The organism is Pseudomonas sp. SDO5532_S415, from assembly GCF_054071155.1.
On record NZ_JBSVWS010000009.1, the window covers coordinates 36,537 to 49,477 of the forward strand.

Annotated in this window: 12 protein-coding genes and 1 pseudogene; 8 read left to right on the forward strand and 5 right to left on the reverse strand. The window is 59.9% G+C overall.

The window, feature by feature from the left end:
• Positions 1-124 precede the first annotated feature (124 nt).
• The 5 genes from ACW9HW_RS05105 to ACW9HW_RS05125 all read left to right on the forward strand — a co-directional run bounded on the left by ACW9HW_RS05105 (position 125) and on the right by ACW9HW_RS05125 (position 4,427).
• Positions 125-928 carry an alpha/beta fold hydrolase gene (locus ACW9HW_RS05105; protein ID WP_095195758.1) on the forward strand — a complete coding sequence of 268 codons (804 nt, stop codon included), beginning with the start codon at positions 125-127 and terminating at the stop codon, positions 926-928.
• Positions 925-1,779, forward strand: a complete 855-nt coding sequence (locus ACW9HW_RS05110) for an alpha/beta hydrolase (protein ID WP_457398781.1) — start codon at positions 925-927, stop codon at positions 1,777-1,779. Before ACW9HW_RS05105 ends, ACW9HW_RS05110 begins: the two co-directional genes overlap by 4 nt.
• Positions 1,780-1,829: 50 nt before the next feature.
• The gene (locus tag ACW9HW_RS05115; RefSeq protein ID WP_095195756.1) at positions 1,830-2,489 is read left to right on the forward strand and encodes a glutathione S-transferase family protein; all 660 of its coding nucleotides are present in this window, start codon (positions 1,830-1,832) and stop codon (positions 2,487-2,489) included.
• Positions 2,490-2,497: 8 nt separating this feature from the next.
• Positions 2,498-3,304: a DUF4892 domain-containing protein gene (locus ACW9HW_RS05120; protein WP_095195755.1), complete on the forward strand. Its 807-nt coding sequence runs from the start codon at positions 2,498-2,500 to the stop codon at positions 3,302-3,304.
• A 70-nt stretch (positions 3,305-3,374) separates the two neighbouring features.
• Positions 3,375-4,427, forward strand: coding sequence for an AI-2E family transporter (locus ACW9HW_RS05125; RefSeq protein WP_095195754.1), 1,053 nt, complete (start codon positions 3,375-3,377; stop codon positions 4,425-4,427).
• Between the two features lie 135 nt (positions 4,428-4,562).
• On the opposite strand, the gene ACW9HW_RS05130 is transcribed toward ACW9HW_RS05125, so the two are convergent.
• Positions 4,563-5,888, reverse strand: a complete 1,326-nt coding sequence (locus ACW9HW_RS05130) for a putative porin (protein ID WP_095195753.1) — start codon at positions 5,886-5,888, stop codon at positions 4,563-4,565.
• Between the two features lie 283 nt (positions 5,889-6,171).
• Here ACW9HW_RS05130 and ACW9HW_RS05135 point away from each other — a divergent pair, with 283 nt between their 5' ends.
• A complete protein-coding gene (locus tag ACW9HW_RS05135) occupies positions 6,172-7,296 on the forward strand; it encodes a GNAT family N-acetyltransferase (protein WP_457398784.1) in 1,125 nt (374 codons plus the stop codon).
• 128 nt (positions 7,297-7,424) lie between these two features.
• Here the strand turns inward: ACW9HW_RS05135 and ACW9HW_RS05140 are convergent, their stop codons facing one another.
• The 4 genes and pseudogenes from ACW9HW_RS05140 to ACW9HW_RS05155 all read right to left on the reverse strand — a co-directional run bounded on the left by ACW9HW_RS05140 (position 7,425) and on the right by ACW9HW_RS05155 (position 11,654).
• Complete coding sequence (locus ACW9HW_RS05140; RefSeq protein ID WP_095195752.1) at positions 7,425-9,257, reverse strand: ABC transporter ATP-binding protein; 1,833 nt, start codon at positions 9,255-9,257, stop codon at positions 7,425-7,427.
• Positions 9,258-9,349: 92 nt separating this feature from the next.
• Positions 9,350-9,907, reverse strand: coding sequence for a peptidylprolyl isomerase (locus ACW9HW_RS05145; protein WP_095195751.1), 558 nt, complete (start codon positions 9,905-9,907; stop codon positions 9,350-9,352).
• Between the two features lie 3 nt (positions 9,908-9,910).
• Positions 9,911-10,716, reverse strand: a pseudogene (locus ACW9HW_RS05150) (alpha/beta fold hydrolase).
• 14 nt (positions 10,717-10,730) lie between these two features.
• On the reverse strand, positions 10,731-11,654 hold the full coding sequence (locus ACW9HW_RS05155; RefSeq protein WP_095195749.1) for a LysR family transcriptional regulator: 924 nt from the start codon (positions 11,652-11,654) through the stop codon (positions 10,731-10,733).
• Positions 11,655-11,704: 50 nt separating this feature from the next.
• Here ACW9HW_RS05155 and ACW9HW_RS05160 point away from each other — a divergent pair, with 50 nt between their 5' ends.
• Both ACW9HW_RS05160 and ACW9HW_RS05165 read left to right on the forward strand, forming a co-directional pair.
• Complete coding sequence (locus tag ACW9HW_RS05160) at positions 11,705-12,019, forward strand: 3-phosphoglycerate kinase (RefSeq protein WP_207266663.1); 315 nt, start codon at positions 11,705-11,707, stop codon at positions 12,017-12,019.
• Positions 12,020-12,169: 150 nt separating this feature from the next.
• On the forward strand, positions 12,170-12,769 hold the full coding sequence (locus ACW9HW_RS05165) for an FMN-dependent NADH-azoreductase (RefSeq protein WP_095195747.1): 600 nt from the start codon (positions 12,170-12,172) through the stop codon (positions 12,767-12,769).
• The last annotated feature ends 172 nt before the right edge of the window (positions 12,770-12,941 follow it).

Below are 12,941 nucleotides of genomic sequence, written 5' to 3' on the forward strand. Positions count from 1 at the left end.
CTACAGTACAAGGATCGGCATTCGCATGACCGGACTGTCATCATTCCTGTCAGTTACGGTCATTGCCGCAGGACGCGGTCTTACGGACAATCAACACCTGTTTTCGCTCATGGATTTGCCGGTTATGTCGCAACAGATATTTTTCGCCCATGCCAATGGATTCCCTTCGGGCACCTACGGCAAGTTGTTCGCGGCGCTGGCGCCCGAGTATCAGGTGACGCATCTGGAGCAGCACGCCCATGACCCGCGTTTCCCGGCGGACGACAATTGGTACAACCTGGTGGATGAGCTGATCCATCACCTGCGCCAGCAAGCCGAACCGGTGTGGGGCGTCGGCCATTCCTTCGGTGGTGTGCTGCACCTGCATGCCGCGTTGCGTTGCCCCGAGCTGTATCGCGGGGTGGTGATGCTCGATTCGCCGGTATTGACCCGTGCCGATCAGTGGGTGATCCGTGCCGCCAAGCGCTTGGGCTTCATCGACAAGCTGACGCCCGCTGGCCGTACGCTGGGACGACGCGAAGAATTCGCCGACCTCGAAAGCGCCCGTCGCTATTTCGCCGGTAAAACCCTGTTTCGCGGTTTCGACCCGGACTGTTTCGATGCTTACCTGCAATACGGTTTGCAGCAGGTTGGCGACAAGCTGCGCCTGCGCTTCGATCCGGCCACGGAAATCAGCATCTATCGGGGCGTGCCCCACACCAGCCCGGGCCGTGCCCGGCAGTTGAAAGTGCCGCTGGCGGTGGTTCGCGGGCACAAGAGCAGGGTGGTGATGCGTCATCACGCCAGTTCGGTCGGGCGCATGCCGCTCGGCGAAGCCCTGACCATGCCCGGTGGTCATATGTTTCCCCTCGAACGCCCTCAGGATACTGCCGCGATGTTGAAGAACCTGTTCAGTCGCTGGGACGGTCGCCAACAGGACTGCGCATGAGCAGCGTCGTCGAAGAGGTTCGCCTGAGCCTGCCGCACATCGAGCTGGCGGCACACCTGTTCGGTCCCGAAGACGGTTTGCCGGTGATTGCCTTGCACGGCTGGCTCGACAACGCCAACAGTTTCGCCCGGCTGGCACCGAAGCTCAAAGGCCTGCGCATCATTGCCCTGGACATGGCCGGTCACGGTCATTCCGGGCATCGCCCGAGCGGCGCCGGCTACGCCATGTGGGACTACGCACACGATGTGCTGCAAGTCGCCGAACAGCTTGGCTTGCGCCGATTTGCGCTGATGGGGCATTCCATGGGGGCGATCGCTTCCTTGATCATCGCCGGTTCGCTGCCGGATCGGGTCACACATCTGGCGTTGATCGACGGCGTCATTCCTCCTACAGACAAAGGCGAAAATGCTGCCGAACGCATGGGCATGGCCCTGCAGGCGCAGCTGGATTTGCGGGAAAAACGCAAGCCGGTCTACAACACGCTCGAACGGGCCATCGAGGCGCGCATGAAGGGCTTGGTGGCGGTCAGTCGCGAAGCCGCGGAGTTACTGGCCCAGCGTGGCTTGATGCCGGTGCCGGGAGGTTACACCTGGCGCACCGACAACCGTCTCACACTGCCATCGCCGCTACGCCTGACCACTGAACAGGCCATGGCCTTCGTCCAGCGCATCAGTTGTCCTGCAAAACTGGTGGTGGCTGCCGACGGCATGCTCGCCAAACACCCCGAATTGCTGGAGCGTCTACCCTTTAGCCGTGAACAGCTGCCAGGTGGCCATCATTTGCACCTGAATGACGAGTCCGGTGCCGATCTTGTCGCAGACTGTTTCAATCGGTTTTTCGCCGTTCCTTGACTTGCGCCGGGCAACTGTCGAGGCTGGGCGGGTTGAAATGGGAGACAACCATGATAGATCTGTACACCGCTGCGACCCCGAATGGCCACAAGGTCTCTATCGTGCTCGAGGAACTCGGCTTGCCTTATACGGTGCACGCGTTGAGTTTCGACAAAAAGGAACAGAAGTCCCCGGACTTCCTCAAGATCAACCCCAACGGCCGGATTCCGGCGATTGTCGACCGCGCCAACGGCGATTTCGCCGTGTTCGAATCCGGCGCCATCCTGATTTACCTCGCTGAAATGACCGGCAAACTGTTGCCCGCCGACCCCAAGGGGCGCTCGGTGGCGTTGCAGTGGCTGATGTTCCAGATGGGCGGGATCGGCCCGATGCAGGGGCAGGCCAACGTGTTTTTCCGTTACTTCCCGGAAAAACTCCAGGGCGCCATCGACCGCTATCAACATGAAACCCGGCGCCTCTACGAAGTGCTCGATACGCGTCTGCAAGACGTTGAGTATCTTGCCGGCGAGTACAGCATTGCCGATATTGCGACGTTCCCCTGGGTGCGTGGCTACGAGTGGTCCGGTGTTCCGGTGGATGGTCTGACGGCGTTGCAGCGCTGGATGGCAACCATGGAGGCGCGGCCGGCGGTGCAGCGCGGGTTGCTGATTCCTGAACGCACCGATGACGAAAGCGTCGTCAAGGGTGCCCAGGCCATGCTGATCCGATGAGTCTATCGATGCGTTCTCTCAGTCTGCTGGCGCTGTGCAGTTTCAGTCCCTTGTTGTTTGCTGCTGATATTCCAGGCAGTCAGGACCTGCCGATCGTGCCGCGCATGGTCGATGCGCAAATCGTCGACTATCGCCCGGCGACCGAACTTGAGCGGATTTATCCCCTGGGTTCGATCCGCAAGATCAGCGGCCAGTTGCGCTTCGATGGCCAGGTCAGCGCCCGTGGCAACGCCACCTCGGTGACTTATGAACTGCCACCGGAGCATTCGGCGACGCAAGCTTTCACCGCTGCCCGCGAAGCCTTGCAGAAGCAGGACGCCCAGTTGCTGTTCTGGTGCCAGGCCCGCGATTGCGGCGAAAGCAGCCTGTGGGCCAATGAGGTGTTTGGCAACGCCAAGCTCTATGGCTCGGATAATGAGCAGGCGTACCTGCTGTTGCGTCTGGCGGCGCCGAAGGACAACACGCTGGTGGCGCTCTACAGCATCACGCGCGGCAATCGCAAAGCTTATCTGCATGTCGAACAGTTCGAGGCTGCGGCACCTCTGGGCGATTTGCGGCCGACGTCCGCGACTTTGCTGCGTGAACTCAAAAGCACTGGCGAACTCGACTTCCCCAAGCTGACCAGTGCACCCGATGACACCTGGTTGCGCTTGATCTCCCGTGGCTTGAACCTGGACACGACGCTGAGGGTCAGTGTTTCCGGTCCGACTGCCGAAGCCTGGCGTCAGGCGCTGATCGAACAGGGCGTGCGTGCCGCGCGACTGGAAACCGGTAGCATCGAAGGCTCTGGCCTGCACATCCAACTGTTGCGATAAGCTTTATCGGGCGAACGCGTATCGAAGCGTTCGCCTACTCTTTTGCTGACTGATTTATTCGAGATTTCAAATGATCAATAACGATCGGCTGTTGGTGCAGATCCTGCTCCTGGTGCTGTTTGGCGCGAGCTTCTGGGTGATGGCACCGTTCTGGTCGGCGCTATTCTGGGGGGCGGTGCTGGCGTTCGCCAGTTGGCCGCTGATGCGCCTGCTGACCCGCTGGCTCAATGGTCGCGAGTCCCTGGCGGCAGCAGTGTTGACCGTGGGCTGGATGGTGCTGGTGGCGGCGCCACTGGTGTGGCTGGGATTCAACCTGGCGGATCATGTACGTGATGCCGTGGCGTTCATCAAGGATGTGCAGATGGATGGCCTGCCGGAAGCGCCGGACTGGCTGGGCGGTATTCCGTTGGTGGGCGGGCGTCTGATGGGGATCTGGAACAGCATCGACCAGCAGGGTGCGGCGATGATGGTGTCACTCAAGCCCTATTTCGGGCAGGTCGGTAACTGGTTGCTGGCGCGCAGTGCGCAGATCGGCGGCGGCATTCTCGAACTGACCTTGAGCATTGTCTTCGTGTTCTTTTTCTATCGTGACGGGCCACGGTTGGCGGCGTTTGTTCATAGCCTGCTGGAGCGCCTGATCGGCAAGCGTGCAGGGTACTACATCGAACTGGTGGCGGGCACGGTGCAGCGCGTCGTTAACGGGGTGATCGGCACGGCGGCGGCCCAGGCGGTATTGGCGTTGACCGGGTTCCTGATTGCCGGGGTGCCGGGGGCGCTGGTACTCGGTATCGTGACGTTCCTGCTCAGCCTGATTCCCATGGGGCCGCCGCTGGTGTGGATTCCGGCCACGGCCTGGCTGGTCTGGCAAGGCGAGTACGGGATGGCGGTGTTCCTCGGGATCTGGGGCACATTCATCATCAGCGGCGTGGACAACGTGCTCAAGCCGTACCTGATCAGTCGCGGCGGGAACTTGCCGTTGGTGATCGTGCTGCTGGGGGTGTTTGGCGGTTTGATCGCGTTCGGTTTCATCGGATTGTTCATCGGTCCGACGTTGCTGGCGGTGGCGTACAGTTTGTTGACCGACTGGAGCAAGAGTCAGGCCCGGGTCGAAGACCGTCGCTGATTCGAGGAGGGATTGCGAGAGGGCAGGAATACAGACTCGCGTTGGTCCGGCGGACGGATGATGGGGACCGTCAGACCAACGCCAGGCTGTAAAAGCGGCTCGGGCTTCCTTGCCCGAGTCGTGTAGCGGGGTCAATCAGAACTTGGCTTCGGCATCCAGTTGCAGGGTGTTGATGTCCGAATCCTTGAGGGTGGCGTTGGTGTAGTCGGAGTTCGCCATGAAGTACGTCGCACCCAGGGTGAAGTTCTTGTCCAGCTCGTAGCTCACTTTCAGCTTGCTGCCGCGCGAACCGGTGAAGCCGTTGGCGAAGTCGGAGTCGGTGAACGCACCCACAACGGCGTTACGCTGTACATCGCGGTAGTTGTAATCCAGACCGAAGCCATAGACCTTGGTTTTGACACCGGCCAACCAGCCCATGTCCTGGTCGTTGCTGGCATCGTCGTTGTTGACGACTTGACCGTACAACGACAGCGGCATTGGCAGGCCGCCGATGTCGATCTGACCAAAGCCTTCGTACAGTTTGAACTGCTCGCCCGGGCTGTTGCCATTGACGGCCAGTGCGCATGGCGCGGTGACGGTGCCGGAGGTAGGGCAGGCGCTGTCCTGGTCGTTGTCGTAGGCGTAGATGCTGCCACCCAACGTCATTTTCAGGTTGTCGGTGATGGCGAAGCGTGCGCCCAACTGGCCGGCGTAAAGACGCAGGTCGTGCTTGAACTGCACGCCTTCGCCGTCGACGTTGTCCTTGAGGGTGTAGTGACCGGCGCTACCGAACAACTCGGTGGAGCCGCCCAACGGGTATTTGTAAGTGACTGCCAGACCTTCCGGGTTGATGTCGCTATCCCAGATGATGTCGCCCATGCTTACCCATGGTTGTGGCATCTTGCCGCCGATCAGGTGCAGATTCTTGATGGCGTCGGGGTGGTAATCCACGTAACCCTGGTCCAGCCAGATCTGCTTCTTGTCGAAGTAGTTGTTCAGGTCCTGGTTGGTGGAGCGGGCGTCGTCGCTGCTGCCGGTAGCGATACGGATACCGGTGTCGACCTGGGAGTTGATCTCCGTGTAGGCACCCAGACGGGCACGAATGCGTTGGCGATCCGAGTCTTTGTTATTGGAGACGCCGTCGTTCTTGATGGTTTCCTGACGGAAACGCACGTCGCCCTTGAATTGGGTCTTGGCAGCCCAGGCCAGTTTCTGGTCGAAGGTGCTCAGTTCGTTGGTTTTCTTCGCGGTGGCCGCGATCTGCTCGTTGGTCTCTTGCTGAGCCTGGCGGGCGATTTGCTGTTCTTTCTGATCCCTGGCCAGCTCGGCTTGCAGTTCGCTGTACTGCGCGTTGGTAATCGAGCCGTTAGCCTTGAGCATGTCGAGCAGTTTGGCGTCGACTGCGGCGCTGGCAGGAACACTCATGGCCAGCAACAGACCACCACACAGGGCTGCCGCAGTTTTCGTGGAAGCAAGACGCATATCAATCTCCGAAGATGAGAGTGGATGACTGAGCCATCCCGGGCACAACCGACCATTGATGGACGGAAAACAGTGGCCGGGCTATAACCCGGCGCTCTAAAAACAGGCGCCAGTATCGCGACGGTTTATGACAGGGCGGTGGCAATGTGATGGCATGTCGATGACGATACGAAGTCTTCGCGAACTATTGAGCTAGAGCGCTGTCGTCGATTTGATCGTGTGCAATGGATGGCGATGCGCGATACTCGCGAGGCTTTCACGCCATGAATGAGTGAGGATGGTGATGCCGTTGCAACGCCTGCAAAGTCTGTCCGAAATCGTCCCGCACACGTGGGACGCCCTGGTGCCCGAGAATCAGCCGTTTCTGTGCCACGCATTCCTCAGCGCGCTGGAGGACAGTGGTAGCGTCGGTCCCCATTCCGGTTGGCAGCCTGAACATTTGCTGCATGTCGAAGGCGATCGACTGATCGCCGCACTGCCCAGCTACCGTAAATGGCATTCCTACGGTGAGTACGTGTTCGATCACGCCTGGGCTGATGCCTGTGAGCGTGCCGGTATCGATTACTACCCCAAACTCTTGACCGCCGTGCCATTCAGCCCGGTCAGCGGCCCGCGTTTGCTGGCAGCCAGCGTCGAGGACGGCTTCGAACTGTTGAAAAGCCTGCCGGGCTATCTGGAGATCGAACAACTCTCCAGTGCCCACATCAACTTCACCGACCCGTTCACCGATGCGGCATTGGCCGAACAACCGGGTTGGTTGCAACGCATCGGCTGTCAGTACCATTGGCAGAATCGCGACTATCGGGACTTCCAGGATTTCCTCGACGCCCTGAGTTCGCGCAAACGCAAACAGATGCGCAAGGAGCGCGAGCAAGTGGCGGGGCAGGGCTTCGAATTCGAATGGCTTGAAGGTCGGCAACTGACCCAGGCACAGTGGGATTTTGTCTATGCCTGCTACGCCAATACCTACGCGGTGCGTCGGCAAAGGCCTTACCTGACGCGAGCGTTTTTCAGCTTGCTGGCCGAGCGCATGCCGCACTCGATTCGCGTGGTATTGGCCAAACAAGGTTCACGGCCGGTGGCGATGGCGTTCAGTCTGGTGGGGGGAGACAGTTTTTACGGTCGTTACTGGGGGAGTCTGGCGGAGTTCGACCGCCTGCACTTCGAAACCTGTTTCTACCAGGGCATGGACTATGCGATTGCCAACGGCTTCCAGCGCTTCGATGCCGGCGCCCAGGGTGAGCATAAATTGATCCGCGGGTTTGAACCGGTGATCACCCATTCCTGGCATTACCTGCGCCACCCCGGGCTGAAGGCCGCAGTCAAGGACTTCCTGCATCAGGAACGGGTTGGGGTGCTGGCGTATGCCGAGGATGCGCGGACGGCGTTGCCCTATCGGCAGGAGTGATCGGGGATCACTAACCCTGTGGGAGCGAGCCTGCTCGCGAAGACGAAGTGTCAGAAAACAAATTTGTCAGATGATACACCACCTTCGCGAGCAGGCTCGCTCCCACAGGTTTTATGTGAACTCCGAATCTAGTCGATTCCGACAAACCCACCTGTCTGGTGCTGCCATAACCGCGCATACAAACCGCCATGGGCCAGCAGTTCGGCGTGGCTGCCGGTTTCGGCGATCTTGCCGTTTTCCAGCACCACCAGGCGGTCCATGCGGGCGATGGTCGAGAGCCGGTGGGCGATGGCGATCACGGTTTTGCCCTGCATCAGGGTTTCCAGGCTTTCCTGGATCGCCGCTTCCACTTCCGAATCCAGTGCCGACGTGGCTTCGTCCATGATCAGGATCGGCGCGTCCTTGAGCAACACGCGGGCAATGGCGATCCGCTGACGCTGGCCGCCGGAGAGTTTCACCCCGCGTTCACCGACGTGAGCATCGAAGCCGGTGCGGCCTTCGGCGTCCGACAGGGTAGGAATGAAACCATCGGCCCGCGCCTTGTGCACCGCTTCCCAGAGTTCGGTGTCGGTGGCGTCGGGTTTGCCATACAGCAGATTGTCGCGGATCGAGCGATGCAGCAGGGACGTATCCTGGGTGATCATGCCAATACGTTCGCGCAAGCTTTCCTGGCTGACGTCGGCAATGTTCTGGCCATCGATGAGTATTTTCCCGCCCTCCACGTCGTACAGGCGCAGCAGCAGGTTGACCAGCGTCGACTTGCCGGCGCCGGATGGACCGATCAGGCCGATCTTTTCACCGGGTTTGATCGTCAGGTTGAGCCCGCCGATGATCCCGCTCTGCTTGCCGTAGTGGAAGTCCACGTCCTCGAAACGCACTTCGCCACGGGCCACGGCCAAGGGTTGGGCCTGGTCGCGGTCAGTGACGCTGACCGGTTGCGAGATGCTCTGCAAACCGTCCTGAACCATGCCGATGTTTTCGAAGATGCCGGTCACCACCCACATGATCCAGCCGGACATGTTGACGATCCGGATCACCAACCCGGTGGCCAGGGCGATCGCGCCCACGGTGATCAGCGATTGCGTCCACAGCCACAGCGCCAGCCCGGTGGTGCAGACGATCAACAGGCCGTTCATGCTGGTAATGACCACATCCATGCTGGTGACGACACGACCGGCGAGCTGGGCTTTTTCGGTTTGTTCCTTGATCGCTTCGCGGGCGTACTGTTGTTCGAAGTTGGTGTGGGCAAACAGCTTCAGGGTGGTGATGTTGGTGTAGCCATCGACGATCCGCCCCATGAGTTTGGAGCGCGCATCGGAGGCAACCACCGAGCGATCCTTGACCCGTGGTACGAAGTAGTAGAGGGCGCTGATAAAGGCGACGATCCAGGTCAGCAACGGGATCATCAGGCGCCAGTCGGCTTCGGCGAACAGCACCAGCGAACTGATGGCGTAGATCAGCACGTGCCACAGCGCATCCACCGCTTGCACCGCTGAATCGCGTAGGGAGTTGCCGGTTTGCATGATGCGTTGGGCGATGCGTCCGGCGAAGTCGTTCTGGAAAAAATTCAGGCTCTGCTTGAGCACGTAACTGTGGTTTTGCCAGCGGATCAGGCTGGTCATGCTGGGGCTCAGGGTCTGGTGCACCAGCAAGTCATGCAGGCCGACGAACACCGGGCGCAGGATCAGCGCCACCACCACCATCCAGGCCAGTTCAACGCCGTGTTCCTTGAAAAAGTCGGCGTTTGGAGTGCCCTGGGCCAGGTCGATGATGCGACTCAGGTAGCTGAACAGTGCCACTTCAATCAGCGCGCCGAACAGACCGACGATCAGCAGGGCAACGAAACTCGGCCAAACCTGCTTGAGGTAATAGGTATAGAAAGGCAGGACCCGGTCCGGCGGTGCGGCAGTCGGGGCGTCGCGAAAGATGTCGATCAGTTTTTCAAAACGGCGATAAAGCATCGGTTTTTCACCCGCGAACGGGTACTCCTTCAACGGTTTGAGCGTTGCCGGTCAAACCGGCAAACGCTCGGACATCCCTGGCCAGCTTAGTCTCAGTCGATGCGCTTGGCCGACTTGATGAACACCGGGTCGGCCGGTACATCCTTCATGCCGCCGCGCACGGTGGTTGGCGAGTTGACGATGATATCGACCACATCCATGCCCTTGACCACTTTGCCGAACACCGCGTAGCCGTCACCCTGGTCAAGGAAATCGTTGTCCTTGACGTTGATGAAGAACTGACTGGTGGCCGAATCCGGCACCGAAGTGCGCGCCATGGACAAGGTGCCACGAACGTTGACCAGGCCGTTCTTGTGCTCGTTCTTGATCGGCGCCTTGGTTTCCTTTTGCTGCATTTGTTGGGTGAACCCGCCGCCCTGGACCATGAAGCCCGGAATCACGCGGTGGAAAATCGTGTTGTTGTAGAAGCCGCTGTCCACGTACTCAAGGAAATTCTTGGTACTGATCGGGGCCTTGACCGGGTCCAGTTCGATTTCGATCTGGCCGTTGGTGGTTTCCAGCAGCACATGCGGCGCCTTGGCAGGCGTTGCCGCCATCAGGTTGGCGGCAAACAGAACGGAGCCGGCGGCGAGGGCGATTTTTTTCAGCATGGGTCAGTGATCCTGAGTGTGGTGGTATCGACTGCGGTGAGAAACTCGAGCAGTGTCTGGTTGAAGCGTTCGGGCTGGTCCAGCGGGGTGGCGTGACGGGAGTCGGCAATCACGACCAGCCGCGCATCGGGCAGCAGTTTTACGTAGTTTTCCTTCAGTGCGACCGGTGTGTAATCACGGTCGGCGCTGACGACGAGGGTTGGACAGGACACTTTCGAAAGTCGTTCCTGAACTCCCCAGCCAACGATTGCATCGAAGCTGGCGAGATAAGCATGTTTGTCGTTTTTTGCCCAGCGTTCGGCCATTTTTTGTCGCAAATCCGCCTGATCTGGCTTGGGGAACAACTTGCCACCCAAGGCCTTGCCAATGGTGCGCAGGCTGAGGACGCGCATCAGGCTCCAGCGTTTGAACCACTGCCAGTAGTCGTCACGGCTGCGCAGTTTGACCTCGGGCGCGCTGTTGACGATGCACAGGCTCTTGAGCAGATGCGGCTGATCCACAGCCAGTTGAAAACCGATCATGCCGCCCATGGACAGGCCCACAAAATGGGTCGGCCCGAGGTTCAAATGCTCGATCAGTGCGACCAGGTCTGCGCTGAAACCGGCGATGCTGTAGCGCTCGCGGGGTTTGTCGGAGCGCCCGTGACCGCGCACATCGGGAACGATCACCCTATAGCGCGTGGCCAGTGCGGGGATCTGTTTTTCCCAGTCCAGCGTGCTGGAGCCCAAGCCGTGGACCAGTAGCAACGGCGTGCCGTGGCCATATTCCTCATAGTGCAGGTTACAACCTTCGTGTTCGAAATAGGCCATGGGTACACTCCGTGTCAGGCTTGTTCAGGGGCCGCGAAAGGTGCGTCCAGCGGCGCGGTGTCGAAAGTGCGCAGCAGTTCGATGAGGATCTGTGTGGCCGGCCCCAGTGGTTTGTCCTTGTTCGAATACAGGTAAAAACTCGGGTTGCGGCTACCGCCCTGATCCAACGGTAGCAGCTTGAGCGTACCTTCTCGCAGTTCCCGTTCGATCATGTGCCGCGGCAACCAGGCAAACCCCAGGCCACTGCTGACGAAGGTCGCGGCGGTGGCCAGGCTGCCGACGGTCCAGCGTTGTTCGGCGCCGAGCCAGCCGACGTCCCGTGGTTGCTGGCGACCGGAGTCGCGGATAACCACTTGCATCTGGCTTTCCAGGTCCTGGAAATTCAGCTCGCGGTTGAGTCGGTGCAGGGAGTGTTCCGGATGGGCGACCGCCACGAATTCGACATCGCTCAACTCCGCCCCCAGGTAACCGGGAATGCTGAAGCCGGTGATGGCCAGGTCGGCCACGCCTTCGAGCAGCACTTCTTCCACACCCGACAACACCTCTTCGCGCAGCCGCACCCGGCAGCCACGGCTTTGCGGCATGAACGCGGTCAGCGCACGGACGATGCGGGCGCTGGGGTAGGCGGCGTCGACCACCAGACGCACTTCGGCTTCCCAGCCTTGTTCCATGTGGTGGGCCAGATCTTCCAGCTGGCTGGCCTGTTTCACCAGTTGCCGGGACCGGCGCAACAGCACGCCACCGGCTTCGGTAAGCACCGCTTTGCGCCCGTCGATGCGCAGCAGTGGCACGCCGAGCTGGTCCTGCATGCGCGCCACGGTGTAGCTGACTGACGATTGCGAGCGGTGCAGCGCTTCGGCGGCCTGGGCGAAACCTCCGTGGTCGACCACGGCCTGAAGCGTTCGCCATTGATCAAGGGTCACGCGGGGCGCTTTCATGATGGGCTCCTATTGTCCTAAGCTGCGCAGTTCTTATTGGAGACTGCTGAATGAAAAAAATCGTTTGTGTCCTGCTGGCGATGTTGCCGCTGACTGCGTTTGCTTATCCGATCGATGTACAAAAAGAACTCAATGGGTTGAAGATCGACTACACCACCTACGCCTCCGATTACGATCTGGGCTCGATCACCCTGAACAACTACGGTGATACCGCTGCCGAGTGCGCGGTGGTGTTTCGCAATGGCCCGGAATCGCCCAAGACCCGCAGGGTCAATCTGGATGCCGGCAAAAGCGCCGACCTCTCAGCCAAGTTCAATCGCAAAATCATCAAGCTGTACATCAGCATGACCTGCAAGCCGAAATGACCCTCAGCGGAGCAGGCCCATCGGCCATGCTCCGCTTATAAACGAATTTATTGATCGGTTATAGCAGTTATTTGCGCTTTTTGATCGATACGACACTGTTTAACCTTCACTCCATCGCCTTACAGCATTCTCAGATGGAGCCTACATCCCATGTCCCGCGTTCTGATCATCGAAAGCAGTGCCCGCCAGCAAGACTCAGTTTCCCGTCAACTGACCCAGACCTTCATCAACCAATGGAAAGCCGCGCACCCGAACGATCAAATCACCGTTCGTGACCTGGCCGTCAACCCGGTGCCACACCTGGACATCAACCTGCTGGGCGGCTGGATGAAACCCGCCGATCAGCGCAGCGACCTCGAACAGCTGTCCCTGGAACGCTCCAACCAATTGACCGACGAACTGCTGGCCGCCGACGTGCTGGTGATGGCCGCACCCATGTATAACTTCGCCATTCCGAGCACCCTCAAAGCCTGGCTTGACCATGTGCTGCGTGCCGGCGTGACCTTCAAGTACACCGAAACCGGTCCCCAGGGTTTGCTCAGCGGCAAGCGTGCCTACGTCCTGACTGCTCGCGGCGGCATCCACGCCGGCGCCCCGTCGGATCACCAGGAACCGTACCTGCGTCAGGTCATGGGCTTCATCGGCATCCACGACGTCACGTTCATTCACGCCGAAGGCATGAACCTGGGCGGCGGCTTCCAGGAGAAAGGTCTGAACCAGGCGAACGCCCGGCTTTCGCAAGTTGCCTGACCGGTTAATCGCCAGATAATCGCTGGATGGTCTAGTGACCTGGCGCAACCCTTCAAGCCTGTACGCGCATCGAACCTCCCTTTGCACTTATTGCTCCTGAGTGCCGTAGCCCGATTGAACGCATTTGCGAGATCGGGCTTTTTTTTGCCCGCTATTTTCTGATTGCACACAA